Source organism: Cyanobacterium stanieri LEGE 03274, from assembly GCF_015207825.1.
In the GTDB taxonomy this organism is placed as follows: domain Bacteria; phylum Cyanobacteriota; class Cyanobacteriia; order Cyanobacteriales; family Cyanobacteriaceae; genus Cyanobacterium; species Cyanobacterium stanieri_B.
The window spans coordinates 16,045-41,143 of the sequence record NZ_JADEWC010000002.1 but is presented as its reverse complement, the minus strand read 5'-3'; the positions used below and the strand labels follow the sequence as shown (position 1 = coordinate 41,143).

The 25,099-nt window shown below is 38.6% G+C and carries 30 protein-coding genes and 2 tRNA genes; 20 read left to right on the top strand and 12 right to left on the bottom strand.

Going from position 1 to position 25,099, the window contains the following annotated elements:
* The 4 genes from lspA (at window position 1) to folE (ending at window position 3,411) form a co-directional block, all read left to right on the top strand.
* Entirely contained in the window at window positions 1–450 is a 450-nt protein-coding gene (gene lspA, locus IQ215_RS01225; protein WP_193799504.1) for a signal peptidase II, read from the top strand.
* A gap of 148 nt (window positions 451–598) precedes the next feature.
* Window positions 599–1,576 carry an acetyl-CoA carboxylase carboxyl transferase subunit alpha gene (accA, locus tag IQ215_RS01220; protein WP_193799503.1) on the top strand — a complete coding sequence of 326 codons (978 nt, stop codon included), beginning with the start codon at window positions 599–601 and terminating at the stop codon, window positions 1,574–1,576.
* A 249-nt stretch (window positions 1,577–1,825) separates the two neighbouring features.
* Window positions 1,826–2,554 carry an SDR family oxidoreductase gene (locus tag IQ215_RS01215; RefSeq protein ID WP_193799502.1) on the top strand — a complete coding sequence of 243 codons (729 nt, stop codon included), beginning with the start codon at window positions 1,826–1,828 and terminating at the stop codon, window positions 2,552–2,554.
* A gap of 134 nt (window positions 2,555–2,688) precedes the next feature.
* Window positions 2,689–3,411 (top strand): GTP cyclohydrolase I FolE, encoded by a 723-nt coding sequence (gene folE / locus IQ215_RS01210; protein ID WP_193799501.1) that lies wholly within the window; start codon window positions 2,689–2,691, stop codon window positions 3,409–3,411.
* 30 nt (window positions 3,412–3,441) lie between these two features.
* On the opposite strand, the gene IQ215_RS01205 is transcribed toward folE, so the two are convergent.
* From IQ215_RS01205 to thrC, 6 genes are all read right to left on the bottom strand, one after another.
* Complete coding sequence (locus IQ215_RS01205; RefSeq protein ID WP_193799500.1) at window positions 3,442–3,612, bottom strand: hypothetical protein; 171 nt, start codon at window positions 3,610–3,612, stop codon at window positions 3,442–3,444.
* 97 nt (window positions 3,613–3,709) lie between these two features.
* Window positions 3,710–4,567 carry a CIA30 family protein gene (locus IQ215_RS01200; protein ID WP_241735219.1) on the bottom strand — a complete coding sequence of 286 codons (858 nt, stop codon included), beginning with the start codon at window positions 4,565–4,567 and terminating at the stop codon, window positions 3,710–3,712.
* A 187-nt stretch (window positions 4,568–4,754) separates the two neighbouring features.
* Window positions 4,755–5,780, bottom strand: coding sequence for a pyruvate dehydrogenase (acetyl-transferring) E1 component subunit alpha (pdhA, locus tag IQ215_RS01195; RefSeq protein ID WP_193799498.1), 1,026 nt, complete (start codon window positions 5,778–5,780; stop codon window positions 4,755–4,757).
* Window positions 5,781–5,868: 88 nt separating this feature from the next.
* Complete coding sequence (locus tag IQ215_RS01190) at window positions 5,869–6,624, bottom strand: isoprenyl transferase (RefSeq protein ID WP_193799497.1); 756 nt, start codon at window positions 6,622–6,624, stop codon at window positions 5,869–5,871.
* Between the two features lie 225 nt (window positions 6,625–6,849).
* Window positions 6,850–7,125, bottom strand: a complete 276-nt coding sequence (locus IQ215_RS01185) for a MoaD/ThiS family protein (RefSeq protein ID WP_193799496.1) — start codon at window positions 7,123–7,125, stop codon at window positions 6,850–6,852.
* A 108-nt stretch (window positions 7,126–7,233) separates the two neighbouring features.
* Window positions 7,234–8,538, bottom strand: a complete 1,305-nt coding sequence (gene thrC, locus IQ215_RS01180; protein WP_193799495.1) for a threonine synthase — start codon at window positions 8,536–8,538, stop codon at window positions 7,234–7,236.
* Between the two features lie 291 nt (window positions 8,539–8,829).
* Here thrC and gshA point away from each other — a divergent pair, with 291 nt between their 5' ends.
* The 6 genes from gshA to tilS all read left to right on the top strand — a co-directional run bounded on the left by gshA (window position 8,830) and on the right by tilS (window position 12,322).
* Window positions 8,830–9,984, top strand: coding sequence for a glutamate--cysteine ligase (gshA, locus tag IQ215_RS01175; RefSeq protein WP_193799494.1), 1,155 nt, complete (start codon window positions 8,830–8,832; stop codon window positions 9,982–9,984).
* Between the two features lie 145 nt (window positions 9,985–10,129).
* Window positions 10,130–10,432, top strand: a complete 303-nt coding sequence (locus IQ215_RS01170; RefSeq protein WP_193799493.1) for a hypothetical protein — start codon at window positions 10,130–10,132, stop codon at window positions 10,430–10,432.
* Window positions 10,422–10,850 carry a MerR family DNA-binding protein gene (locus IQ215_RS01165; protein ID WP_347239011.1) on the top strand — a complete coding sequence of 143 codons (429 nt, stop codon included), beginning with the start codon at window positions 10,422–10,424 and terminating at the stop codon, window positions 10,848–10,850. Before IQ215_RS01170 ends, IQ215_RS01165 begins: the two co-directional genes overlap by 11 nt.
* A 214-nt stretch (window positions 10,851–11,064) precedes the next feature.
* Window positions 11,065–11,146, top strand: a tRNA-Tyr gene (locus IQ215_RS01160).
* Window positions 11,147–11,149: 3 nt separating this feature from the next.
* Window positions 11,150–11,221, top strand: a tRNA-Thr gene (locus IQ215_RS01155).
* Between the two features lie 135 nt (window positions 11,222–11,356).
* Window positions 11,357–12,322, top strand: coding sequence for a tRNA lysidine(34) synthetase TilS (gene tilS / locus IQ215_RS01150; RefSeq protein WP_193799492.1), 966 nt, complete (start codon window positions 11,357–11,359; stop codon window positions 12,320–12,322).
* A gap of 26 nt (window positions 12,323–12,348) precedes the next feature.
* On the opposite strand, the gene IQ215_RS01145 is transcribed toward tilS, so the two are convergent.
* On the bottom strand, window positions 12,349–13,077 hold the full coding sequence (locus IQ215_RS01145) for a Bax inhibitor-1/YccA family protein (protein WP_193799491.1): 729 nt from the start codon (window positions 13,075–13,077) through the stop codon (window positions 12,349–12,351).
* A 211-nt stretch (window positions 13,078–13,288) separates the two neighbouring features.
* Here IQ215_RS01145 and IQ215_RS01140 point away from each other — a divergent pair, with 211 nt between their 5' ends.
* From IQ215_RS01140 to IQ215_RS01105, 8 genes are all read left to right on the top strand, one after another.
* On the top strand, window positions 13,289–14,968 hold the full coding sequence (locus tag IQ215_RS01140) for an NAD(P)H-quinone oxidoreductase subunit 4 (RefSeq protein WP_193799490.1): 1,680 nt from the start codon (window positions 13,289–13,291) through the stop codon (window positions 14,966–14,968).
* Window positions 14,969–15,498: 530 nt separating this feature from the next.
* Window positions 15,499–16,359 (top strand): transporter substrate-binding domain-containing protein, encoded by an 861-nt coding sequence (locus IQ215_RS01135; protein ID WP_193799489.1) that lies wholly within the window; start codon window positions 15,499–15,501, stop codon window positions 16,357–16,359.
* 138 nt (window positions 16,360–16,497) lie between these two features.
* Window positions 16,498–17,190, top strand: a complete 693-nt coding sequence (psb32, locus tag IQ215_RS01130; RefSeq protein WP_193799488.1) for a photosystem II repair protein Psb32 — start codon at window positions 16,498–16,500, stop codon at window positions 17,188–17,190.
* 68 nt (window positions 17,191–17,258) lie between these two features.
* Window positions 17,259–17,513: a DUF6761 family protein gene (locus IQ215_RS01125; protein ID WP_193799487.1), complete on the top strand. Its 255-nt coding sequence runs from the start codon at window positions 17,259–17,261 to the stop codon at window positions 17,511–17,513.
* 145 nt (window positions 17,514–17,658) lie between these two features.
* Window positions 17,659–17,916, top strand: coding sequence for a chlororespiratory reduction protein 7 (locus IQ215_RS01120; RefSeq protein ID WP_193799486.1), 258 nt, complete (start codon window positions 17,659–17,661; stop codon window positions 17,914–17,916).
* Between the two features lie 12 nt (window positions 17,917–17,928).
* Window positions 17,929–19,227: an L-lactate MFS transporter gene (locus IQ215_RS01115; RefSeq protein WP_193799485.1), complete on the top strand. Its 1,299-nt coding sequence runs from the start codon at window positions 17,929–17,931 to the stop codon at window positions 19,225–19,227.
* Window positions 19,228–19,285: 58 nt separating this feature from the next.
* Complete coding sequence (hisA, locus tag IQ215_RS01110) at window positions 19,286–20,056, top strand: 1-(5-phosphoribosyl)-5-[(5-phosphoribosylamino)methylideneamino]imidazole-4-carboxamide isomerase (protein ID WP_193799484.1); 771 nt, start codon at window positions 19,286–19,288, stop codon at window positions 20,054–20,056.
* A gap of 87 nt (window positions 20,057–20,143) precedes the next feature.
* A complete protein-coding gene (locus IQ215_RS01105; protein ID WP_193799483.1) occupies window positions 20,144–20,728 on the top strand; it encodes a nicotinate-nucleotide adenylyltransferase in 585 nt (194 codons plus the stop codon).
* A 10-nt stretch (window positions 20,729–20,738) separates the two neighbouring features.
* Here IQ215_RS01105 and rnc read toward each other — a convergent pair whose 3' ends face one another.
* The 5 genes from rnc to IQ215_RS01080 form a co-directional block, all read right to left on the bottom strand.
* On the bottom strand, window positions 20,739–21,482 hold the full coding sequence (gene rnc, locus IQ215_RS01100; protein WP_193799482.1) for a ribonuclease III: 744 nt from the start codon (window positions 21,480–21,482) through the stop codon (window positions 20,739–20,741).
* 102 nt (window positions 21,483–21,584) lie between these two features.
* A complete protein-coding gene (gene deoC, locus IQ215_RS01095) occupies window positions 21,585–22,262 on the bottom strand; it encodes a deoxyribose-phosphate aldolase (protein ID WP_193799481.1) in 678 nt (225 codons plus the stop codon).
* Between the two features lie 68 nt (window positions 22,263–22,330).
* Window positions 22,331–22,645 (bottom strand): DUF2973 domain-containing protein, encoded by a 315-nt coding sequence (locus IQ215_RS01090; protein WP_193799480.1) that lies wholly within the window; start codon window positions 22,643–22,645, stop codon window positions 22,331–22,333.
* Between the two features lie 81 nt (window positions 22,646–22,726).
* Window positions 22,727–23,053, bottom strand: a complete 327-nt coding sequence (locus IQ215_RS01085) for a DUF2605 domain-containing protein (protein ID WP_193799479.1) — start codon at window positions 23,051–23,053, stop codon at window positions 22,727–22,729.
* Between the two features lie 98 nt (window positions 23,054–23,151).
* Window positions 23,152–23,490: a DUF3082 domain-containing protein gene (locus IQ215_RS01080; RefSeq protein WP_193799478.1), complete on the bottom strand. Its 339-nt coding sequence runs from the start codon at window positions 23,488–23,490 to the stop codon at window positions 23,152–23,154.
* A gap of 370 nt (window positions 23,491–23,860) precedes the next feature.
* Here IQ215_RS01080 and IQ215_RS14535 point away from each other — a divergent pair, with 370 nt between their 5' ends.
* Window positions 23,861–23,950, top strand: coding sequence for a DUF2949 domain-containing protein (locus tag IQ215_RS14535; RefSeq protein ID WP_193799477.1), 90 nt, complete (start codon window positions 23,861–23,863; stop codon window positions 23,948–23,950).
* A gap of 37 nt (window positions 23,951–23,987) precedes the next feature.
* Window positions 23,988–24,908, top strand: coding sequence for a cobalamin-binding protein (locus tag IQ215_RS01070; protein ID WP_193799476.1), 921 nt, complete (start codon window positions 23,988–23,990; stop codon window positions 24,906–24,908).
* Window positions 24,909–25,099 lie beyond the last annotated feature (191 nt).

Here is a 25,099-nt window from a genome sequence, read left to right as displayed (position 1 = left end):
ATGAGGAAAAATTTTTATTTTTGGTTAGTGGCGATCGTTGGTTTAATCATTGATCAACTGACCAAGGTTTGGACAATTTTAACCTTTGAAAATGTTAATGATACTATTCCTCTGTGGGAGGGGGTATTTCATTTTACCTATGTGCAAAATACAGGGGCGGCTTTTAGTTTTTTTACGGGGGGAGCATTTTGGCTCAGGTGGCTATCTTTATTTGTCAGTGTGGTATTAATTGTTTATGGACTAATGGAGAAGTTACCGAAGCCTGAACAATGGGGCTATGGTTTAATTTTGGCAGGGGCTTTTGGTAATGGTATTGATCGTTTTATTTTCGGCTATGTGGTAGATTTTTTTGATTTTCGTTTAATTAATTTCCCTGTGTTTAATATTGCGGATGTATGTATTAACATAGGGATTGTTTTTCTTATTTATGGTATGTTTCAGGAAAATTGATCTTGAACGAAAGCAATGGACAATGGACTAAGGCAATTGACAATGGACAATGGACAATGGACAATTTAGTTAATTGATAATTAATCTTTTTATAAATACATACTGAATATCCTAAGATCATAAGGATAGAGAATTTTAAGATACTGATATGGTAAAAACCGAAAAAAAGCGTACTTTCCTGTTAGAGTTTGAAAAACCTTTGGTGGAGTTACAGGCAAGGATTGATCAAATTAGGGAACTAGCAGAGGAAACTAATGTAGATGTGTCTGGGCAAGTCAGCGAGTTGGAGTCTAAAGCAGAACAACTCAGATTAGAGATTTTTAGTAGTTTAACCCCTTCCCAAAAGTTACAAATTGCCCGTCATCCTCGTCGCCCTTCTACCCTTGATTATGTTCAAGCCATGACCGATGATTGGTTTGAGTTACATGGCGATCGCCGCGGGAATGATGATCCCGCCCTCATTGGTGGTATCGCAAGACTCGATGGACGAGGAGTTATGATTATTGGTCATCAAAAAGGAAGGGATACCAAGGATAATGTGGCCCGTAATTTTGGTATGGCTTCCCCTGGGGGATACCGCAAGGCCATGCGTTTGATGGAACACGCCAACCGTTTTTCGTTGCCCATTATTACCTTTATTGATACCCCTGGGGCTTACGCTGGGGTAGATGCAGAAAAATTGGGGCAAGGAGAGGCGATCGCCTATAATCTGCGAGAAATGTTCAGTCTCGATGTACCTATTATTACCACCGTTATCGGTGAAGGAGGTTCTGGGGGTGCTTTAGGCATAGGGGTAGCTGAAAAATTAATGATTTTTGAACACTCTGTTTACACCGTAGCTAGTCCCGAAGCCTGTGCTGCCATTTTGTGGAAGGATGCCAAAAAATCTGAACAAGCCGCCCTGGCCCTGAAAATTACCGCCAAGGATTTATTACACTTAGGTATTGTCGATCAGATTTTAGCAGAACCCCCTAACTGCGCCCATTCTGATCCCCTTGGAGCCGCCGATATTCTCAAAAAAGCCATTTTAGATAACTTAGAATATCTCTCTAGCCTCACCCCAGAACAACGTAAAAACCTCCGTTACGACAAGTTCCGTCAAATCGGCGTATTCTTGGAAGGCTAAATTTAGGCAATAGGGAATGGTGATAAAAAAAATAATTGTCCATTGTCAATTGTTCATTGTCCATTGATTCCGTGTTTTCTGGGATCAGAAACTGTTATAATTTAAAAGTGAATTTTGTTACAAAACTTCATAAAGACGGTTTTTAACTGTCGTAGAGGGTAAAAACGATGAAGCAATCAGGAAAAGTAATAGAGCTAACCTGAAAGATCATCATTCAACCCGAATGTTGTACAAGGATTAAATAATATCATGGAAAATTCCCCCAATCAAAAACGAGCTATCATCACGGGCGCCAGTAGTGGGATCGGAAAAGCAGTAGCCATCAAATTCGCTCAAGCAGGAATTGATCTATGTCTTATCGCTCGTTCTGCCCAAAAACTGGACGAAGTCGCCAAAATAGCAACCGATTATGGGGTACAAGTAAAAACTCATCCTTTTGACCTTGAGGAGGTGTCACAGGTTCAAGGGGCGATCGCCCATATAGTAGAGCAATGGGGTGGCATCGATATATTAGTGAATAACGCAGGAATTGCCTACACCAACTTATTAAGGGAAACTCCCCTAAAAGATTGGCAAAAAGTTATCAATCTGAACTTAACCAGCGTCTTTCAATGTATCATGGGAGTATTACCAACCATGAGAGAACAACAACAAGGAACAATTATTAATGTGGCATCCATCGCTGCCAGTAGTCCTTTTCCCCAATGGGGTACTTATGCCGTCAGCAAAGCGGCGATCGTTACCCTTAGTCAATCCTTAGCCATGGAAGAAAGAAGCAATGGTATCAGAGTTACCACCGTATCCCCCGGTGCCGTAAATACCCCCATCTGGGACACAGACACCGTTAACGCAGATCTTAACCGCTCTGCCATGTTAACTCCCGAAATCGTTGCCGAAACCATCCTTCATGCCGCCTTACTACCCCAGTCATCAGTAATTGAAAACTTGACTGTTACCCCCAGTTTAGGCGCATTGTAAATTATAAACTCATAGATTTAAAGAATTATTTATAAAATCAAAACCGATCTTTAAATCGTTATCGAACTTTGTTTAACTATCCTCAAAATAGTTAACCCAAATAAAACCATACAAGTAATCTTATAACTTTAATCATGACAGTATTTTCCAACGGTTCTGACTCTCTTAAAGAAAACTCTCTAAATTCTCAATCCATCGTTACCGAAGTATTCAACAATGTTGGTAGTCGTCCTGATCGCAACACCCACGACGGCAAAGAAGCTCAAATTCAAGCCATCAAAGAAGAAAATAAACAAAAAATGATGGATTCAGTATATCAAATGTTAGAGTGTGTAGGAGAAGATCCAGAACGGGAAGGATTGCTCAAAACACCTAAAAGGGTAGCAGAAGCTATGCAGTTTCTTACCCAAGGTTATAGCCAATCTTTAGAAAAGCTCGTTAATGGAGCGATTTTTGATGAAGGTCATAACGAAATGGTCTTAGTCAGAGATATTGACTTTTTCAGCCTTTGTGAACATCATATGTTACCTTTCATGGGACGCGCCCATGTTGCTTATATCCCCAATCAAAAAGTAGTGGGATTGAGTAAACTTGCTCGTATCGTGGAAATGTATTCTCGCCGTTTGCAAGTACAAGAAAGACTGACTCGCCAGATTGCTGAGGCTGTACAAACTATTCTCGATCCCCGTGGAGTGGCTGTGGTAATGGAAGGTAGTCATATGTGTATGTCCATGCGTGGGGTACAAAAACCCGGTTCTTGGACTGTCACCAGTGCTATGATTGGGGTTTTCCAAGACGAAGACAAAACCCGTGAGGAATTTTTGAATCTCATTCAGCATCAGCCCCAATTTAGATAATCTTATGAGGGCGATTTTTCGCCCTTTTTTTTAAGCTAAAAATCCGATAATAGTTTGAGTTAGGGATGATAAATCTGGGGTAAGGGGCGCTGGAATCATCGCACCCCGTGAGTCCAATAATTGTACTAAAATTAAATAAACGACCCCTAATAATACTGAGATAATTCCTGTAATTACCGCCACTAATTTTTTTCTTTCCATAATTAATTTGATTATTTTTTCAGTTTTAAAATTTTTATAATAGCTTATAGTTTGTCGCTAGAATAATAATAAATTTTTTTTAATTAAATTAGAATCATTAAATATTTAAATCTTCGGGTATTTCAGCATAAGTTCTCAAAAATGAACCATTAAGGCTTATATTTTGCCATTGACTAGGATTCCCCATCAAAAAGATTTGAGGTACATTTTCCGCCCCATAGGCGCTGATAGATTCAATTTCTAACGCAAAACTACCAGCCTCAAAAGTCGGGTTATAATCCCCATCGTATTCAAACTTACTGAGCATCAATTGCATAGAATACATTTGACTAGAATCAAATTTATCTGCTTCAGGCACGGTTTTCGCTCTGAATACGGGAATTAAATCAGTGAATTTAATATCAATAATATTATCATTACCATCAGTATCAAAAGAGTAACAATAACTTAAACCATCCCACTTACCTTCGCAACGGGTAATAAATTTATAGCGTTTCCCATCTCCCCGCACTTTTAAACGAATACCTTGATAGTTTGACAAATCCCATGGTTTAGTAAAATTTTTTGTTCTGACTGAGGCAAAACCGCCGTTATTAGCAGTAGAAACCATGCCACTAAATATTACTTTTTGATTGTCAATTTTGAGGCTACTTTGACTTACTCCCCCCATGACAATATCATCCACAGCACCCCATAGATTTTTAATTTCTTCGGTGGTATTATGGAAGTCAAAAAGGAGGGTTTCTTCAGGTGTTAATGTCGTGTTGATTAGATTAAATAAGGATTGGTTATTATTTTCTGGAAAGCAAATTATATTAGTTACTCTTTCTAAGATTGATGGGTTTATTTCTTGTATATTATTAATAGTTTTAACATCTAATTTTTGCTGATTTAAATAGTTTAATGTATTTTTTGATAATTTACTTTCAGAGGAAATTATTAATATTAAATTCATAATTACATTGGGTTTTAAATTATTATTTTGTGAAAGATTAAACGTTTTTTGTAAACAATTTAACCAAGGAAAAATTTCAAAGTAGTTTATGGTTTCCCACAGTCTTTTGATTTTCATTGTAGTTTAACCCTCTGTAATTTTTTATATAAAAAAGAGACCTTTTTGGGTCTCTTAAATACTCTGTGAATTATGCGAAAATGTAGTCGTATAGTTCGCTAGGATCGGGTTCAGGGCTTTCCTCAGCGAATTTCACAGCGTCATCAATAGTTGCCATTACTTTTTTATCGATCGCATCTAATTCTGCTTGAGTAACGATCTTATTCTCAATAAGATATTGGGCGAATTTTTTAATAGGGTCTCTAGCGTTCCAAAATTCCTTTTCTTTCGCATCCCTTAATTCATCAGGATCTGCCAAGGAATGTCCACGGAAACGGTAGGTTAAGGCTTCGATAAGGGTGGGACCTTCTCCTGCTCTTGCACGGGCGATCGCCTTTTGAGCCACATCACGAACAGCTAAAACATCCATTCCATCAACCTCATAACCTTCCATATTAAACACACTGGCTTTTTTGTAGATTTCAGGCTGAGATGTAGCGCGATCGTGAGCCATACCAATGGCCCATTTATTATTTTCCACCACATAAATAACAGGCAACTTCCACAACGCCGCCATATTCAAACATTCAAAAAACTGCCCATTATTACTAGCACCATCACCAAAGAAACATACCGTCACCTGATCAGAACTTTCATCCCCCAACGCCTGACGACGGTACATAGTTTGATAAGCTGCCCCAGTAGCCACAGGAATCCCCTCCGCTACAAACGCATAACCCCCTAATAATTTATGTTCCGCAGAAAACATGTGCATAGAGCCACCACGCCCTTTACTACACCCAGTAGATTTCCCAAACAACTCCGCCATTACTTCCCTGGCGGGAACATTACTACTGAGGGCATGAACGTGATCCCTATAGGTACTACAAACATAATCTTCATCAGCTCTCAAAGATTTGACAATACCACTAGAAACCGCCTCTTGTCCGTTGTAGAGGTGAACAAAACCGAACATTTTACCCCTGTAGTACATCTCAGCGCACTTATCCTCAAATAAGCGTCCTAAAACCATATCTTCGTAATAAACCAGACTTTCTTCTTTAGAAATTTTTACCGTAGAATGATCAAATTTTGGTAGGGTTCTTTCTTCTGCCATATCAAATTACTATATTTATTTATCTTAATTATCAAATATCCTCGCCCAATTAGCAATCAACAATAGACTTTAACTTTCATTGATTAATCTATTCCTCCTTCAACTTGCCGAAGCGGCGATCGCGCCTTTGATAATCCAAAAGTGCTTGATAAAACTCCTGACGATTAAAATCAGGCCACAAAGTAGGAGTAACATACATTTCCCCATAAGCCATTTGCCATAACAAAAAATTACTTAAACGCATTTCCCCACTAGTACGAATCAGCAAATCAGGATTAACAATACCCTTAGTGTAAAGATGACTTTCAAAAATTTCCTCATTAATATCCTCCACCTCCAATTTACCCTCCTGTACCTCACGGGCAATATGACGACAAGCATGGAGAATTTCTTGACGACCACCATAATTAGTGGCAACATTAAACTGAATACCCGTATTATTAACTGTAGTATCCATGGCGTGGGCAATTTCCCTTTGTAAAGAAGTCGGCAAAACCGTCAAATCCCCCACAAATCTAATTTTTACCCCCTCACTCATCATCTCCGCCAACTCTCGCCGTAAAACCCCTTCAAACAAAGTCATCAGAAAATCCACCTCCAAACGAGGTCTTCCCCAATTTTCCGTAGAAAAAGCATAAGCTGTGAGAACATCAACCCCCCAATCATCACAACATCTCAACAAATTTTTAAGGGCTTCCACGCCCCTTTGATGTCCTACCATTCGGGGTAAGGCACGTTTTTTTGCCCAACGGCCATTACCGTCCATAATCACCGCCACATGACGGGGCATTTTTTCGGGAACTAAATCAGAAGGCAATTCCATTAAACTTTGGGGCACATTCATTTAACCATTAACTCTCAAGTAATTATATTACTTTAGCTAACCATCGTAAAAGTTTCAAAAATGTAGATAATTTGATCATAAAAAAATTACAGTGAACAATAACTGTCACTGCAACGATATTAACAATACAAAAAGTATTGTTTTTTATTAATGACAACGGTGGGTATTGCCCACCTCAAAGATGTTGTTGAGACTTTTTTAAACTGAAAAGTCATCAATTCAGCTCTAGCCCCCAGCCACAGCAGGAACGATACTTACTTCATCCCCATCATTTAAAGTCGTATCAGTGTTATCTAAAAATCTAATGTCTTCACTATTAACATAAAAGTTTAGAAAACGACGGGGAGTGCCTTGCTCATCACAAAGACGGGCTTTAATACCAGGATAATTGGTCTCAAGCGCATCAATTAAAGTTGCCACATTAGTAGCATCACATTCCACGATCGCCTCTTCCTTAGTAAATTTTTGTAAAGGGGTAGGAATTAATACTTTTACTGCCATTGTTCTACAAATATTATTTTATAAATAGTAATTTTTACAAAAAAAAAGACCTTTAAAAAGTCTTGGGAAAAACAAGGGGCATAAAAACCCCCCGTTCGAGAATCTATCTTACACTAAAACTTGTTGCCATTCTAGGCGATCTAAGGTGCGAGAACGTTCTAAAGCTCTTTCAAAACTGTCTAATTTAGGCTCAATTAATAAAGGTTCACTAATATAACCCTGTACAGCTTCTTGGGTTTTTAAACCATTACCCGTGATATATACAACGGTACTTTCTTCAGGGTCAATTTTTCCTGCTTCTACCAATTTTTTGAGTACAGCAATGGTCGTACCCCCAGCGGTTTCGGTGAAGATACCTTCGGTTTCAGCTAGAAGTTTGATACCTTCAATGATTTCGGCATCAGTCACAGATTCAATATTACCATTAGTTTTACGGGCAATATCAAGGGCATAAACACCATCAGCGGGATTACCAATGGCAATGGATTTAGCAATGGTATTGGGTTTAACAGGGGTAACAAAATCTCTACCCTCTTTGAAAGCCTGAGCAATGGGAGAACATCCTTCCGCTTGCGCCCCACTGAAACGAACATCCTTATCATCCACTAAACCAACCTTGACAAATTCTTGGAATCCTTTATAAATTTTGGTGAATAAAGAACCAGAAGCCAAAGGAGCAACAATGTGATCAGGTAATTTCCAGCCTAGTTGTTCCGCTACTTCATAACCAAGGGTTTTTGAGCCTTCGGAGTAGTAGGGACGGAGGTTGATGTTCACAAAACCCCAACCATAAGTGTTGCCCACCTCAGAGCAAAGACGGTTGACTTGGTCATAATTTCCTTTCACCGCCATAACGGTAGGGTTGTAGATTAAAGTACCTAATACCTTACCTGCTTCTAAGTCAGAGGGAATAAAAACACAACAGTCTAAACCAGCGTGGGCAGCGATCGCAGCGGTGGAGTTAGCAAGGTTTCCTGTACTTGCACAAGATACGGTAGTAAAACCCAATTCTTGGGCGCGAGTTAAAGCAACGGAGACAACCCGATCCTTAAAACTAAGGGTGGGCATATTGACAGCATCATTTTTAATGTAGAGATTTTTAAGACCTAAGCGACGAGCAAGACGATCAGACTTCACTAAAGGAGTCATTCCTGTACCCACATCGATGGGGTTATCGGTTTCCACAGGCAAAAATGCTTTATAGCGCCAAATGGAGTTTGGTCCGGCCGCAATACTTTCACGGCTTACTTGACGACGAATTTCATCATAATCGTAAGCGACTTCTAAGGGAGCAAAAGTTTCTTCACAAATGTTAATCGCCTTAAGGGGATATTCTGTTCCCCCTTCTTTGGATACTAATTTGGTGAAAGTGGGTTTTTTCTTGGTGGTGTCAGTTGCGATCGCAGTTGTCATGATACTTTATTTCTCCGTGTGCTTTTAACTACTTATTTGGAAATTTCTAATTAATTTATGATTGCTTAAACATAAGCATAACAACTCCCTTTTAAACTGTCAACTATACCCGACTATTTTTGTCGGGATTAATATATGAGATGATTGAAAATTAGCAAAATAATTGAAAACCGTTAATTCTTATTTCCCCCCTTTCCCCACGGCACCTTTTCCCACAAACCCTAATTGTTCAATAGCCTTTCTGGTTTTATAATTAGGAGTGAAATGATTCATAGAAATTGAGGAAAAGCGGTGCTACTATCAAAAGGTTTTGAAGTTGAAGTTTATACAGGAACACCAGAAGGAGAAGTAGTGGGGCTTTCTAGTCAAATTGTCAGAGACTTACATGGTTTCGTCAGAGAGCCTGATAATCGTAACGTCGAATATACCACCGCTCCTCTTTGTAATTATGATCGTCTCCTTTGCGCCTTATTACGTCCCCGCCGAGACTTAAGAAACTATCTAAAATCTGTGGGAAACTATACCATCGTACCAGGTAGCACCCTTTCTTTAGGAGATAGTAAGCGTTTTTATCGTTCAGATCCGAGTAATCACTACCATGATTATATCGAAAACACTTATCATACCAATATCGTCACCGCCAGTATTCATATTAATATCGGCATAGATGATATTGAAACCCTCATTAGGGCTTATCGCCTCATTAGACTAGAAGCCCCTCTCATTCTTGCTCTTAGTGCTTCCTCTCCCTTCCTTGATAACAAACCTTCTGGTTATCACTCTACCCGTTGGCATTTATTTCCCCATACTCCTAAAGATGTCCCTTTATTTCATAATCATCAACACTTTATCGATTGGACACAACAACAACTCCTCCTGGGTACAATGCAAAATGTAAGACATCTGTGGTGTTCCGTGCGTCCTAACGGTGATAATCGTCCCTATAGTCTCAATCGTCTGGAATTGAGAATATCCGATTTGGTTTTAAATCCTATCCATCTTTTAGCCATTACAGCCTTTTTAGAAGCAAGAATTTGGCAAGTGTTGGAGAATGAAAATTTAGATCCTTTGCAACAAAGTAGTATTAGTCATGGGAATTTGGAAACCGAATTACTTAATATGGTTAAATACAATGAACAGGAAGTGAGTAAAAATAGTTTAGATGGTCAACTTTTTCACTGGCAAGATGGTAGAAAAATTGTGGCGAAAGAATGGATAGAGCAACTGTTGACGGAGTTATTTCCTGTGGCTAGGGAAAAGGGTTTTAGTTGTTTTCTCAGCCCTGTTAGGGGAATATTACAAGAAGGTAATCAGGCTCAAAAATGGTTGAATCAGTATCATCAAGGAATGAACATTGGAGAAATTATGAAACAGGCCATTAAGGTAACCCATCAGGAGGAAATAGAGTTAGAGGATAAACTTTGTGAACAAATTTTAGTGGCCTAGGGATTATTCATACATCAAGGAAAATAATTCATCTCATAAACTAGGCTCTATAATGAAGTTATAAGAAGTCTTATTGGTGTTTGTTGTCCATTGTTATGTATTATCGCTACCAAAATCCTTTTTCATCAAACCATACTATCTGTTTATGAAATCTAAATTTCCCAAATCTTTAAAATCTATTTATCGTCAAGAGCCTATTTCTGCTTTTATTGTCATTTTTGGAGCAGTAGATTTGGCCATGGGGGGATTTAGTGAACGTTGGAGTCTGTTATCTTTTGGACTGGTGTTAGTTATCATGGGGTTGATGATGCGTTGGTTACAAGCTCAACAAATACAGAAGAAGAAAAAACCTCGTTCAATTCCCCGTCGTTATTTACCTGAGGGGGATAACACTTTTGTCGAACCCCTTCCTGTATTACGTAGAAAACAAGATTATCGTGATTATTAATCATAGTCATCAACAAAATCTCTTAAAAATCGGTGAGGTTGCTTCGGTTAGCAGTATTCCCATTAAAACTATCCGCTATTATGATGATTTGGGGCTGTTGAATCCTCATATTACCCGTAGTAAGGCGGGTTATCGTTTATTTGATCAATCTATTTTTAATCGTCTTAGTTTTATTAGGCGATCGCAATCTTTGGGTTTAAGTTTAAAAGAAATTGAACATATTCTAAAAATTTATGATCAAGGTGATATTCCTTGCGGTGTTGCTAAGGAAGTTCTATTGGATAAATTGGACAACATAGAACAACAAATTGAGCAGTTACAAATTTTACGCACTGAGTTAAAAGGGATTCTTTTGGGATGGCAGTTTGCTGAAAGATTAGATGATAAAATTTGCCCGAATATTCAACAAAACCGTTGACTAAATTGGGCTTAATAGTTAGAGGTATGATTAAGTGTTGGGGAGATGGGGAGTAGGAGTGATAGATAATAGTTTAATTATTCATTGTTAATTGTTTAAACTTTTAAAAACGGTCAATTTTATTCCGAAGTCAAGTTAAGCATAATGTTTTTTGAAAATTTATGTTGACATTTTGATTAAGGGTTAGCTATAATAATTAACTGTGGAAACACAAGGGTCGATGCCCGAGTGGTTAATGGGGGCGGACTGTAAATCCGCTGGCTATGCCTACGCTGGTTCAAATCCAGCTCGGCCCATATGCCTTTGTAGCTCAGTGGTAGAGCACACCCTTGGTAAGGGTGAGGTCACGAGTTCAATCCTCGTCAAAGGCTTTCGGTAAATTGACAATTTTTCTTATACAAGGATTAAGTTTTTTGAATTATCACAAACTTTGTTCCTTTGGCATCTTCCTTTGAAAAGGGAGATGAATTTTTTTATAATCAACTCGGTTTTTTTGGTAATAGGAAATGTGGAGTGATTACCATGCAAGGTTACATCAACTCTTGAAAAACAGACAAATTCTGCCAAAAGATAGTAAAATCCTTGTGGCTTTATCTGGGGGACAGGATTCCCTTTGTTTGACTCGTCTTATTTTAGATTTACAGGATAAGTGGGGCTGGGTAGTGGCGATCGCCCATTGTGACCATAATTGGACGTTGGATGAGGGTTTAGGAGAACATATTGAAGCTATAGCAGGTGATTGGGGTTTTGACTTATATTTGGAAAAGGCAAAGGATAAAATCCCTGAAAAAGAAGCATCGGCAAGAAAATGGCGTTATCAGGTATTAACGGATGTGGCGCTAAGTCAGGGTTTTGATTATGTGGTGACGGCACACACTAAGAGCGATCGCACCGAAACTTTTTTATATAATTTAATGAGAGGCTCAGGAAGTAGTGGTTTAACCTCATTATATTGGACAAGAAAATTAAACGAAAAAGTAGAATTAGTGCGCCCCTTGTTGGGTTTTAGTCGTCAGGATACCAAGGATTTTTGCCAAAAATACCACTTACCCGTTTGGGAAGATAGCTATAACCAAAATAAAAAATTTGCCCGTAATCGCATCCGCCTTGACTTAATTCCCTATCTAAAAAAGGAATTTAATCCCCAAGTAGAAAATCACATCGCTCAAACCGCTGAGATTCTAAGGGCTGATCGAGAATTTTTAGATTTCCAAGCTCAATTAATTTTTGAAGAAGTAGCGGTCAATCGAGATACCATCGACCGTAAAAAGTTGCAGGATAAGCCCCTAAGTTTACAAAGAAGGGTTATAAAACTGTTTTTAAGACAAAATTTGCCTAAAATGCCAACTTTCGAGCAAATAGAAGCAGTTGTTAATTTAATAGATGCGCCTAACGGCTCTCAAACTTCCAGTTTTTCAAGGGAAAGGGCGATCGCCGTTAGACAAAATCAAATTATAGTCATTGAGAGGTAATGTGAAAAGACGTTGATAACTTCACATTAGTCACGGCTATTAATAGCGATTAAAAGTCGAAGAATAAACACAAATAAATTAATGTAGGTAAGATACATCGATAAAGCCGCGCTCAGATATTGTTCATCTCTGTAGGTGCGAGGTAAGATATAGAAATCCACCACGGAAACCCCAGCAAAAAGAAAAACACCAAAACCAGAAATACCTACTTCCAACCAACTAGGAGTATATACCCCAAATAAGCTAAAAATTAATTGTCCTACCAACACCACCACCAAACCAATCATCGCCATGGATACAGTTTTAGTAAGTGCTAAACCATCTTCCTCCGACAAATTAGAGCCGATATTTCGGGCCACAATGAAAGTTACACCACAGCCCAAAGCTGCGATCGCAACGCCATTTATACCCACTCCCTCAGTGCCTAACGCAACGTAAACCAAACCACTGAGAGTATAACCAGACAAAAGACTATAAACCGCCAAAAGAGGTAAAGCAGTAGAATTATTTGCCTTTTCCGCAATACCTCGCACCACAAAAAATAACACCAACTCAGCAATTAACGCCACAAAAAAAGTGGTCATAAAAATACCAGGATTAGAGCGAAGCACCCCCAAACCGCCATAAGTACCCACAGCAGTTAAAACCAAGCCACCGCCCAAAAATGGTAACGCATTGGGAATGACATTAGGACCTACTAAAGCCTTATTTTGGGCGTTTTTAATTGCCCCACGAAAATTACTACTTGTAGCCATATATTTTGCTCTTAAAACCTAAATATTATTACTATAGCTACTATTTTAGTTCAGAAAATTCATCCACGACTTACGGAAAACCGATAACTAAAACCTCTCCCAAATCAAAAACTATGCCCTAGAGAAAAAAGTTTTTACAAAATTTTACAAAACGTTACAAAAGCATGGTATAATTATTCCACTCTAATAAAAAAATATAATAAAAGTGCATATGATAGCGGATCAATTTCCTTGGCTCACCGCAATTATAGTCCTGCCTCTGGTCGCAGCCTTGCTCATACCCTTCATTCCCGACAAGCAAGGTAAAACTCTTCGATGGTATGCGTTGGGAGTAGGCATTACCGATTTTATTTTAATGTGTTACGTTTTTTGGCAACAATTCGACACAAATAACGCCAACTTACAACTAATAGAAAGCTATAGCTGGATACCCCAAATAGGACTAAACTGGGCAGTATCCGTAGATGGTTTATCCATGCCCCTTGTCTTGTTAGCAGGATTTGTCACCACCCTATCTATTTTTTCCGCTTGGCAAGTAGATCGTAAACCGAAATTATTTTACTTTTTACTATTATTATTGTACTCAGCCCAAATCGGCGTATTCGTAGCCCAAGATATACTACTACTATTTATCATGTGGGAATTAGAATTAGTTCCTGTATATCTTTTGGTTTCCATCTGGGGAGGTAAAAAACGTCGCTACGCTGCCACCAAATTCTTACTCTATACCGCCCTTGCTTCCATTTTCATCCTCGTCGCAGGATTAGGTATGGCATTATACGGCGGAGGAAGTATCACCTTTGACATGGTAGAATTAGGCTTAAAAGACTATCCCCTCACCCTCAAATTATTATTATACGGTGGTTTATTAGTTGCCTTTGGTGTTAAACTAGCAGTGTTTCCCCTCCATACATGGCTACCCGATGCCCACGGAGAAGCATCTTCTCCCGTTTCCATGATTTTGGCAGGAGTTTTATTAAAAATGGGTGGTTATGGCTTAATTCGTCTTAATCTTGGTTTATTATCCGAAGCCCACATTTATTTTGCCCCTCTCCTGGTTATCCTCGGGGTAGTAAACATCATTTACGGTGCTTTTGCCTCCTTTGGCCAAACCAACATGAAACGTCGTTTAGCTTATTCCTCTGTGTCTCACATGGGATTTGTGTTAATCGGTATCGCTTCCTTTACCGACTTAGGTATTAGTGGGGCTATGTTACAAATGCTTTCCCATGGTTTAATCGCCGCCTTGTTATTCTTCCTTGCCGGGGTAACTTACGATCGCACCAAGACCATGTATTTAGATGAAATGGGTAATATAGGTAAAGTGATGCCTAAAGTATTCGCTCTATTTACCGCAGGGGCCATGGCTTCTCTCGCCTTACCCGGTATGAGTGGCTTTGTCAGTGAATTGGCAGTATTTGTGGGATATAGCAACAGCGATGTTTATGGTTCAAATTTCCGCACCGTAACCATTCTCCTTAGTGCCGTGGGTTTAATCTTAACTCCCATTTACCTACTATCTATGTTAAGACAGTTATTCTATAGCTCAGATCAAACTTTAATGTGTAATTTGGGAGTACCTACCAATATAATCAACACAGATGAAGATAATGACGAGCCTGTATGTTTTGGTAATGACTGTATCTTGCCCATGAATGCAAAATATGAAGACGCTAAACCCAGAGAAATTTTTATCGCAGCTTCTTTCCTCATCCTCATCATCGGGGTGGGTTTATACCCTAAGTTAGCTACTCAGTTATATGATGTGAAAACCGTGGCAGTAAACGCTCAAGTTACCCAGTCTTATCAACAAGTAGCCCTTAATAATCCTCGTTTTGGTAATAAAGTTGTTCAATCCCCTGAGGTGGTTGAAAGTGTGGCGATGAATTAATTATCTGGCGTTGGTGAATTAAGGTATGATTTTTAGTTTAGTTTGGCAATAGGAAATGGGTAATCGATAATAGTAATAATAGTTTTAATACTATACATTTACTGTAATTCAATAATGCTTCATACTCAAAATCAGCAATGCCAATTATCTTTTTCATGGTTGTATCATTAACCCTTCTCTGGCTAGGAGAGGGTTTTTTTGTCTCACAAAGACACAAATCATCTTATCTTTTTATACCAAATTCGATTAGTAAAGTTGACTATTATTCACCGTGTAACAATTGACAATCAACAATAAACAATAAATATCTGGCGTTGGTGAATTAAGGTATAATTTTTAGTTTAGTTTGGCAATAGAGAATGGGTAATGGGCAATAGTAATAATAGTTTTAATACTATACATTTACTGTAATTCAATAATATTCCATACTCAAAATCAGCAATACCAAATATCTTTTACCTATTCCCCGTCCCCTTTTCCATGCCTTGATCAGTATATGATTGAAACAGGATTTAGTATTATTAATACCAATGATGGGAAAAAAACTAATCAAAGTCTTTACTGTTAGTCTATTTTTAGGATTTAACTTCTTGGTTAATTCTTCTGCCAAAGCGGAGACGGTATTGGAAAGAATTGAGTCAGGGGGTTTGTTGAGGATTGGTATAAACAATAATGAAATTCCTTTTAGTTATAGGGATAGTAATGGGGAGTTACAGGGAATTTGTTTAGATTTAGTTAATTTGATCAAAAACGAGTTAAGAGACACTTTAAATCGTAATATCATCACAACTCATCTTTTTAATTCTAACCTTAGTAATCGTTTTCAAATTGTACAAGATGGTATTGTGGATTTAGAGTGTGGGGCAAATAGTATTAGGGAAATAAAAGATTTTGAGGTTTCGTTTTCCGAGCCTTTTTTTTCTACTGGGATTCAGTTTTTGGCGGTTAGGGATAAAGCAAATCAATTAAGAAATAATACCGCCATTGAGGATGTGAGAATTGGGGTTTTGGCTAATACCACCACGGAAGAATATGTTAAGCAAAGGTTTCCTGAAGCACAAATTAGTTTATTTAGGGGAATTAGTGGGAGTAATTTGGGAGTGAGGGCGGTGGAAAATGAAAGAATAGATGTTTTTGCTGATGATGGTATTTTATTATTGGGGGCGGCTACTTCTTTAAATATGTCGTTGAGTCGAGATTTTATTTTGTTACCGGAAACCCCCCTGACTTGTGAAAGGTATGGGTTAATTTTGCCAAAAAATGATCCTGATTGGAAAGCGTTAATTGATAGGGTAATTACTTCTAGTGAAGAAAGGGAAATCGTCGGCGATTGGTTTGCGGTGGCTGATAGATTTATTAATAATCGTAGTGATTGTGAAATCTATGATTAGGGGATAGTAATTAAAAAAAAGGGTGAAGGATTTTCGTCTTACTCCCTTGATATTTTGGGTAAAGTTAATTTTTCTAAATCCGCTCTGAGTGAGATAATGTAAAAGAAATTATCAGCTAAAGATTTAGGATACATTACCATGACAAAATTGTATCGTATTATAACCAGTTTATGGTTAACCCTAACCATAGTATTTAGTATTGGCATGGGCAATGCTTACGCCACAGGAGTTTATGATATGCCTTTGGTTAGTGCGGGGGAATCGGTGTGGGTAATAGATGAAGCCGATACCCTTAGCCGTGCCACGGAGGCAAAATTGGATGATATGTTGAATGAGTTAGCCCAATCTACCGATAAAGAATTACGGGTAATTACCCTCCGTCGTCTTGACTATGGCGCGACTATCCATAGCTTTACCGATGATGTGTTTGAAAAGTGGTATCCTACTCCTGAGGAACAAAAAAATCAGGTGTTGTTAACCCTTGATACTCTAACTAATCGCAGTGGCCTTCGGGTGGGTAATTCTCTACAGGATTTGTTAACCCCTGAAATTGTTGAAAGCGTTACCACAGAAACCATTGGTTATGCCCTTAAAAATCAACAATATAATCAAGCTATGGTGGATGCGGGCGATCGCATCATAGCCATATTATCAGGAAAAGAAGATCCAGGTCCTCCCGAAATTCAGGAGTTAAACATCGAGGGAACGTTTTCTACGGCAGAAGAAACCGATGATGGCATTGCCACCATTTGGGTAGTGCTTTTGGTAATCCTTGCTACGGTTATCCCCATGGTTACATACTTTTGGTATGTGGGTTTTCCGGGTAGTTAAGCTAGAATGAAAATATGAAAGCTCAGTATTTCATAACATAAAACTTTTAATAACTACCCAATTAACAAATGATTACAGATACAATCGCTATCAGATACTACCAAAAACTAACCGATGGTATGGTAGATTTATGGGCCAGGGGCAGTCGCTATGAAGAATTAAGGGTTTATATGGAAGGGTATTTGGCTTGTTTGCGTCAAACAAATATTATTGAACCTTATCTAATTCACCGCCTCGAAGAAGAAGCATTTCGCTTTTTAAGAGATCCTTCAAACTTTGAATTAGCAATGCCTCAAATGCAAAGGGAACATGATTTCTATTAAAATTCTTTTTGTATTAAGACAATATTTAAGGGTAGGGGTTAAGATCGAATGTTAATATTTTACGGTTCGATTTTATCCCTTATTTTTTGTGGTAAATTAACTAGGGTGTGTTATAACTCGTAGGATTTAGTGGAGGGATTCTCAAATGGCTGACTCAATCATGTATCAAGAAGATGGTTTCGTTGTTTTGGAAAATGACCAACCAGAACAGTTGATGAGTAGAACAGAATTACTAAATAAACTGGAAAAAGTTGTAACCAACGCCACAGATTTACCCCGTGACGTAGCACAAAATAAGACTATGAAAGCCCAAGCGGAATATTTACTAGAAAATTACTGCGAATTTAACCCTGATGAAAATAGTTATTTGCAGTGGTATGTGGTGCGCTGGGAAAAAAAATAACTTTTTATTTTCATGGTTACTTTTTTAATTAAAGATAATTTAGATAAACAAAGATGGTGGATTGCCCTAGCTGCTATCATTATCCAACTATGTTTAGGCACTATATATTCTTGGAGTGTCATTAAAAATGAATTAGTAACAAACCAAGGTTGGCAAGAGGTGCCCACTTCTCTAGCTTTTGTCATTGCTTTAGGTGTCATTGGTTTTGCTGCTGCGGTGGGAGGGCTTTTAGTAGATAAAAAAGGGCCTCGATTTGTGGCAACCCTCGGTGGTTTTCTCTTTGGTATCGGTACTATCATTGCAGGAGTGGGTATTCAATTAAATAATTTTTTAATTCTCTATCTAGGCTATGGATTGATAGCAGGATTAGGTAATGGATTTGGTTATGTAACCCCCATTGCTACCCTAATTCGCTGGTTTCCCGACAAAAGGGGTTTAGTGACTGGATTAGCAGTTATGGGTTTTGGGGCGGGTTCATTTTTTGTTGGTTTAATCGCCCCTTATTTTATTAATAATTTTGGTGTTTCTAATACTTTCTATCTTTGGGGTGTTGGTTTTCTTATTTTGATTGTTGTTTCGGCACAATTGTTAATCAATCCTCCTTCGGGATGGTTACCGCAAGGTTATGAGTTACCTACGGGAAATAAATCCCTTAATTGTTTTAGTTTTCATCAAGCTATTCGTGCTTCTGAGTGGTGGATTTTGTGGGGAATTTTATTTGTTAATGTTAGTGCAGGAATGGGGTTGATTTCTCAATTATCTACCATTGCTAGGGATTTGTATTATTTACCTTCTTTTGAGAGTTTAAACCCCCAAGAGGTAAGTTTATTACAGGATAGGGCAGGATCTTTTGTAGTGGCGATCGCCTCTATTTTTAACGGTTTGGGAAGACTATTTTGGGCATGGCTATCGGATAAATTCGGCAGGAAAGCGATTTTTTCCACCATGTTTATCACCCAAGCAGTGCTATATTTGATTATTCCCCATCTCAATAGCTATATTATTTTTGTCTTTATTGCCTGTTACCTTCTCTCCTGTCTGGGGGGTGGGTTTGCTACGATGCCCGCCTTTGCCGCTGATGCCTTTGGCTCAGAAAATATTGGACGTATTTATGGCGCAATGTTAACCGCATGGGGTAGCGCTGGGATTATTGGCCCATTCGTTTTTAGTTGGATTAAAGATAATACAGCTAATTACAATTATGCTCTATATGGAGCTACCACCTTACTGGTGATAGGATTTATTTTGACAAGGATTTATAAACCTCCCCGCATAACTATCATAAAAAACGGAGGAATTGATCCTGTTTAATAGTTGATTGTATCTTCTGAGGTATAATGAGAACTCTTGAAATTTCGCTAATGTGGTTATGGAAGTAATACCAGCAATTGATTTATTAGGTGGGCATTGTGTACGTTTATATCAAGGAGACTACGCCCAATCTCAAGTATTTAATGAAAACCCCGTGGAGGTAGCTCTACAATGGCAGAATCAGGGGGCTACCCGCTTACATTTAGTTGATTTAGATGGGGCAAAAGCTGGACATCCCGTCAATGTAGATGTTATTAAAGAAATTGTTACGGCTTTAGATATTCCTATTCAAGTAGGAGGGGGTTTGCGCGATCGCACCTCCATCGAAACCCTATTTAAATTGGGAGTAGATAGGGCAATTGTTGGCACGGTAGCAGTGGAAAATCCCACTTTAGTCAGGGAATTATGTGAAACATTCCCCCAAAAAATTGCCATCGGCATTGATGCGAGAAATGGTAAAGTAGCTACCAAGGGATGGTTAGAAACCTCAGAAGTAGAAGCCACAGAATTAGCTAAGGCCATCTCTAGCCAAGCGGCCGCCATCATCTATACAGACATCCATCGAGATGGTACATTAGTCGGTCCCAATCAAGAAGCCTTAAGGGAAATTGCTAGTGTTACTGATATTCCCATTATCGCTTCTGGGGGTATTAGTTCTCTAAGTGATATTCTTAGTCTATTATCCCTTGAACCTGTGGGAGTGAAAAGCGTTATCGTTGGTAAGGCCATTTATACGGGTAAAGTGGATTTAACCGAAGCCATTAAGGCGGTAGGGGATGGCAGATTACAGGATATTCCCCCCCATTTCGGTGATTCGGCCTTGGCTTAAATAACAATGGTTGTAATCAATTAATGATTTTTTTTTACATAGGGGTTTTAAACCCCTAACCCCTGACTAACTCCATGGTTCAATCTAATGAAAATTGCTATCTTTGGTACTAGCGCAGACCCCCCGACCATCGCCCATAAAACAATTTTAGATTATTTGAGTCAAAAATATGACTTAATCGCCGTCTATGCCTCTGACAACCCCTTTAAAGAGAGTCAAAAAAGCCTATACCATCGTACTAAAATGTTGGCTTTATTAATAGAGGAACTTAATCAAGAATCCATAAACAATAATGTAGAATTAGCAACGGATATAGGCGATCGGCGCACCATCTACACCATCGAAAAAGCCAAAAAAAAATGGGGGCAAAAGGCAGACTTAACTTTTGTCATTGGCAGTGATTTAGCACCGCAAATATTCAGCTGGTATGAAGCCAAAAAACTTTGGTCGCAGGTAAAGGTATTAATACTACCCCGCCAGGGCTACACCATCGACATTGCTACCCAAAAAAAGTTAGATCAATTCACCCTTGGTTATACCCTCGCCGAATATCCATTACCCCCCGTGTCTTCCACGGAATATCGTCAAAGTCAAAATGAAGAAATTCTTTCCCCCAAGGTCAAATCCTACATTCAAACCCATAATTTATATACGATTGATCCAGCAGATTAAATAGGGTAAATTATCTTTGCTTATCAACGGGGGAAACCTGCTCTTGATTAACAAAGGTATAAAATGCCTGTTTGGCGGCGGCTTGGTGAGATGCTTTCTTGGTAGCCCCTTTGCCTTCTCCCAATAGTTGATCTTTGAGCCATACTTGGGCTAAGAAACGTTCATTTTCTCCCCCTTTATTTAAACGATGTTCTTGGACAACATAGGTAGGTAAAGATTTATGTACCCTTTGTGTCCATTCTTGGAGGGCATCTTTATAATTTTGTCTAGCAGGGTCAGCGTGAACTTGGGCGGCTTTTTCTGAAAGAACAGGGTCTAACCAATAGCGTATTAATTCCATGGTTTTGGTGCTTTCGTATAATGCTCCTAAAATTGCCTCGAAAGCATCGGCAAGGCGGGAAATGCGTCCCATACGATCGCCCCGCACATTAGGTGCAATGAGTAAATAAGTCTCAATGCCATATAGTTCGGCGATTTCGGCTAAGAAGCGATCGCTTACTATTACCGAACGAATAGCGGCATATTCTCCTACGGGTAAGGTAGGATAGGTTTCTTTTAGTAATTCTGCGGCCACTAATCTAACCACCGCATCCCCCACAAATTCCAGTTGTTCATAGTTATTTTCGTGGGAGAAACTAGAATGGGTTAGGGCAGTATCTAATAATGTCCAGTTAACCTGTGATAAGTCCGTTAGACCTAATTTTTTTAGTAATTTTTGTAATTCTATGCGACGACGAGGATCAGTTATTGTCATTAGACTCTTTTTTTGAAATCTGCAGAACTCTTTTAAGGTGAAGTTCAACTATGATCTTACATCATAACATTTTTGACCCATTAAAATCTAATGCTTTTTGACTCAAACCGTAAGGTTTTCTTTTTGTTGTCTGACAATATCTACTCCCCTTGATGTACCTAACCGATTTGCCCCCGCATTTATAAGGGCGATCGCACTTTCCAAATCCTTAATACCCCCTGAAGCCTTAATACCCACCCTGCCTTTACAAATATCATGCAAAAAAGCCACATCCTCCACCGTCGCTCCCCCAAACCATCCCGTACTGGTTTTTAAAAATCTTACCCCCGCATCCAAACAGACTTGAGCCGCCATCTGTTTTTCCTCATCAGTCAAACGGGTAGTTTCTAAAATCGCTTTAACGGGGATTCCCGTTTCCTCACAGATAGAGGCAATTTCCTTATGAATCCAATCAAACTTCCCAGATTTTAACCAACCTAGATTAATGACCACATCCAATTCCCCTGCCCCATAATTGGTAGCTTCCTGAGCCTCATGCAACTTAACCCCAGGAGTAGTTGCCCCCGTAGGAAAACCAATCACCGTTGCCACCGTAATCTTTTGACTATGGAGCATTGCCACAGCCCTTTTGACATGAACAGGATAAACACATACTACAGGAAAACCACAATCAATGGCTTGATTACAGCATAAATCTATATCATCCCCAGTGGCAAGGGGATTTAAAAGGGAATGATCTATATAATCGGCTATGTTAACATCTGCAGCAGTGATTACCATAAAGCAAAGTAAAGAAAAAATTACGTTAGCTTTAATTATCTATTATTAATTATCAATGATCAATTATTTTAACTATCTTCTTCAGGTTGTCTAGTTTGCCCTGGAGAGGATTGATAGATAGAGTCTAATTTTTGACGAGCATCCTCCACAGACACAGAGCGAATTACCAATAAAGGTTCATCCAAGGGATTACCATTTTCATCCAATAATTCAGGATGGGTAGCCCGATAACTTTGGGGGTTTGCTCTTTTAATCGGTTTTGGAGTGTCAGTCCAAGAACCCCTCTGAGACTCACCACTGATGGTAATAAGACTACGAATCAAGTTGCTGATAGCGAAAAAGGCAATTACAGTGAAGGCAAGAATATAAATTAAATGTAGCATTAAAATCTCCGCTCAGATTTTGTTGTAATAGTTGTTGATTAAATGGTTTATGGATTAATATCTTTCCTAGATCGGAAAAATTTAGTTTGGATTTTGCTCTTTTTCTAAGCGCCAACGACGGGCAACCCCCCAGCATTCTGCGACGAGACTATGCCAAGGCATTAAAACCTTTGTATCCACTCCAGCTTGTCCATCGGTTGCCCTAAAAAGCATTGAGGCTGTTTTTACTTCATCTTGAGAACTTTTGATTCTAGCAATCAAATCGTTTTGTTCTTGTTCTGATAAAAAAGTAATTCTTTCCGACTCTAGCAATGTTATAGAGCGAGAAAACCAGTATTGAAAGTCTTCTAGTAAAGGTGCAAGAACCTTTGCCAGTAGTTCTTTTTCTGTGGGTTGAGATGGTTGCATATTTATTTTTTATATATTTATATATTACTACTCTATATCTGATCCTAACAAACTTTACATAAATTTACATAAATGATGAAAATTTCTCAGAATTGACATTAAGATTCTGGGGTAGAGTTAGATTTTTTGAAGATTAATTGAATCCCAAGGGCGAATAAACCTACCGTTACCATGACAAAGACAAAGGTTGCCATAGTGGTAATGCCCATGATGAGAGTCCTAACGGTGGATGCGATACGGGCTGCCATGGGGTTATCAAAACTAATGGGAATTCCCGCATAGGTTTCCACAATGGATTTAGTTAGTAGATAAGCTGCGATCGCCAAAGCCCCTGAAATAGAAGCCCCCATAAAGCAACGAAAAGGGGTAATGGGCTTATCAAGGGATTGATTTTCAGATGAATTTATCTTATTTTCTTGTTTTTCAGAATCGTTCATAGCACTTTTAAATTTAGGGGTTACTTAATTACAGTATGAAATATATTTTCATTATCACCATAACCAATTTAAAAATATTATCATTATTGCCTTTTTCCTATGGTTGATAAGCCTACTTGAAGCATTTTCTCCCCTTCAATTAGTAAATTATATGTAAGATCAGTTACTAGAATAAAAGGTAGCTTCTTTGTCCTTCATATCAAGTCCGCTTGATAATTTACAAATTAGTAATATCAATATCTTAGTTCAATTTATTGAATGAACCATAGTTAGCCGTGTAATTCATTACACGGTGGGAGTACGAAGATACAATCTATTGATAACGAATTATCCGAACTTGATATTACTTAAGATTTAGCCGTTTTTTCAGTTGGCACAGCCTCACATAAAAAAAACTCCTGACCAACTGTCTATGGTTTTATGGCAATATGGGTTTATTAACCTAGGACAGTTATACTAAATTTTTGATTGCCCTGAAACAGTAATGAGTATTGCTAATGGATAAAAGAATTATTTCACTGCTACCAAGTGCCACAGAAATTATCGAAGTTCTGGGATTAATAGGGAGTTTAGTCGGGCGCTCCCATGAATGTGACTATCCGATGGAAGTTGGCAAGTTGCCCATCTGTACTATAGCGAGATTAAATTCTCAAAAACCCAGTCGGGAAATTGATAGTGATGTGCAATCTCTCTTACAATCTGCTGTAAGTATATATGAACTTAAAACAGATGTTATCGAACAATTGCAACCGACTCACATTGTTACTCAGGATCAGTGCGATGTCTGTGCTGTTAGTTTCCTAGACGTTGAAAGGGCGGTTACTTCTTTGATTTCGAGTCAGCCTCAAATCATTTCCTTACAACCAAATTTACTCAAAGAGGTTTGGGCAGACATTGAACGAGTTGCCCGAATATTAGATGTTCCTTGTGAAACGACTTTACAGCAATTACAGGCAAGAGTCCAAAAGATAGTCTCTCAAACAGAAACCTTGTCAGAAGATAACCGTCCGACAGTGGTGGCTTTGGAATGGACTGAACCTTTAATGGGGGGAGGAAATTGGATTCCCGAATTGATAGAAATGGCAGGGGGTAAACCTTTATTGGGCAAAAAAGGGGAACATTCACCGTACCTAACTTGGGACGCCTTATCTCAAGCTGATCCTGAAGTCATTATCATCATGCCCTGTGGCTTTGATTTAGAGAGAACTCGTCAAGAATCCCAAGTATTGATGAAGCATCCTAATTGGAGTAATTTACAAGCAGTGAAGCAAGGAAAAGTCTTCATCACTGATGGGAATGCTTATTTTAACCGTCCTGGTCCTCGTTTAGTTGATTCTTTAGAAATCTTGGCGGAAATTCTTCATCCAGATAGCTTTAATTTTGGTCATCAAGAAAAGGTTTGGCAACTTCTAGGATAAGAGATCATGACTTCAAGAAGCATAAAGCTAGGAAAGCTGTAGATAAAATACAAACGGGTGCAGATGCGGTAGATAAAGCAAAAGAATTGAATTAAATGCTTAATTGATAGTCACTTTGCACCTTTGACATCAAGTTCGGATAATTCGTTATCAATAGATTGTATCTTCGTACCCCCACCGTGTAATAAATT

What these genes read in the sequence shown, in the direction of transcription:
- deoC (WP_193799481.1), bottom strand. Translation starts at nt 22,262, where the DNA reads ATGGTAATCACTGCTGCAGATGTTAACATAGCCGATTATATAGATCAT.
- IQ215_RS01115 (WP_193799485.1), top strand. Translation starts at nt 17,929, where the DNA reads ATGGTTACTTTTTTAATTAAAGATAATTTAGATAAACAAAGATGGTGG.
- IQ215_RS01105 (WP_193799483.1), top strand. Translation starts at nt 20,144, where the DNA reads ATGAAAATTGCTATCTTTGGTACTAGCGCAGACCCCCCGACCATCGCC.
- IQ215_RS01080 (WP_193799478.1), bottom strand. Translation starts at nt 23,490, where the DNA reads ATGAACGATTCTGAAAAACAAGAAAATAAGATAAATTCATCTGAAAAT.
- rnc (WP_193799482.1), bottom strand. Translation starts at nt 21,482, where the DNA reads ATGACAATAACTGATCCTCGTCGTCGCATAGAATTACAAAAATTACTA.
- IQ215_RS01090 (WP_193799480.1), bottom strand. Translation starts at nt 22,645, where the DNA reads ATGCTACATTTAATTTATATTCTTGCCTTCACTGTAATTGCCTTTTTC.
- IQ215_RS01085 (WP_193799479.1), bottom strand. Translation starts at nt 23,053, where the DNA reads ATGCAACCATCTCAACCCACAGAAAAAGAACTACTGGCAAAGGTTCTT.
- folE (WP_193799501.1), top strand. Translation starts at nt 2,689, where the DNA reads ATGACAGTATTTTCCAACGGTTCTGACTCTCTTAAAGAAAACTCTCTA.
- IQ215_RS01145 (WP_193799491.1), bottom strand. Translation starts at nt 13,077, where the DNA reads ATGGCTACAAGTAGTAATTTTCGTGGGGCAATTAAAAACGCCCAAAAT.
- IQ215_RS01125 (WP_193799487.1), top strand. Translation starts at nt 17,259, where the DNA reads ATGATTACAGATACAATCGCTATCAGATACTACCAAAAACTAACCGAT.
- hisA (WP_193799484.1), top strand. Translation starts at nt 19,286, where the DNA reads ATGGAAGTAATACCAGCAATTGATTTATTAGGTGGGCATTGTGTACGT.
- IQ215_RS01205 (WP_193799500.1), bottom strand. Translation starts at nt 3,612, where the DNA reads ATGGAAAGAAAAAAATTAGTGGCGGTAATTACAGGAATTATCTCAGTA.
- IQ215_RS01135 (WP_193799489.1), top strand. Translation starts at nt 15,499, where the DNA reads ATGATGGGAAAAAAACTAATCAAAGTCTTTACTGTTAGTCTATTTTTA.
- IQ215_RS01185 (WP_193799496.1), bottom strand. Translation starts at nt 7,125, where the DNA reads ATGGCAGTAAAAGTATTAATTCCTACCCCTTTACAAAAATTTACTAAG.
- tilS (WP_193799492.1), top strand. Translation starts at nt 11,357, where the DNA reads ATGTGGAGTGATTACCATGCAAGGTTACATCAACTCTTGAAAAACAGA.
- IQ215_RS01170 (WP_193799493.1), top strand. Translation starts at nt 10,130, where the DNA reads ATGAAATCTAAATTTCCCAAATCTTTAAAATCTATTTATCGTCAAGAG.
- IQ215_RS01215 (WP_193799502.1), top strand. Translation starts at nt 1,826, where the DNA reads ATGGAAAATTCCCCCAATCAAAAACGAGCTATCATCACGGGCGCCAGT.
- psb32 (WP_193799488.1), top strand. Translation starts at nt 16,498, where the DNA reads ATGACAAAATTGTATCGTATTATAACCAGTTTATGGTTAACCCTAACC.
- IQ215_RS01200 (WP_241735219.1), bottom strand. Translation starts at nt 4,567, where the DNA reads ATGAATTTAATATTAATAATTTCCTCTGAAAGTAAATTATCAAAAAAT.
- IQ215_RS01070 (WP_193799476.1), top strand. Translation starts at nt 23,988, where the DNA reads ATGGATAAAAGAATTATTTCACTGCTACCAAGTGCCACAGAAATTATC.
- IQ215_RS01120 (WP_193799486.1), top strand. Translation starts at nt 17,659, where the DNA reads ATGGCTGACTCAATCATGTATCAAGAAGATGGTTTCGTTGTTTTGGAA.
- IQ215_RS01140 (WP_193799490.1), top strand. Translation starts at nt 13,289, where the DNA reads ATGATAGCGGATCAATTTCCTTGGCTCACCGCAATTATAGTCCTGCCT.
- IQ215_RS01190 (WP_193799497.1), bottom strand. Translation starts at nt 6,624, where the DNA reads ATGAATGTGCCCCAAAGTTTAATGGAATTGCCTTCTGATTTAGTTCCC.
- thrC (WP_193799495.1), bottom strand. Translation starts at nt 8,538, where the DNA reads ATGACAACTGCGATCGCAACTGACACCACCAAGAAAAAACCCACTTTC.
- lspA (WP_193799504.1), top strand. Translation starts at nt 1, where the DNA reads ATGAGGAAAAATTTTTATTTTTGGTTAGTGGCGATCGTTGGTTTAATC.
- accA (WP_193799503.1), top strand. Translation starts at nt 599, where the DNA reads ATGGTAAAAACCGAAAAAAAGCGTACTTTCCTGTTAGAGTTTGAAAAA.
- pdhA (WP_193799498.1), bottom strand. Translation starts at nt 5,780, where the DNA reads ATGGCAGAAGAAAGAACCCTACCAAAATTTGATCATTCTACGGTAAAA.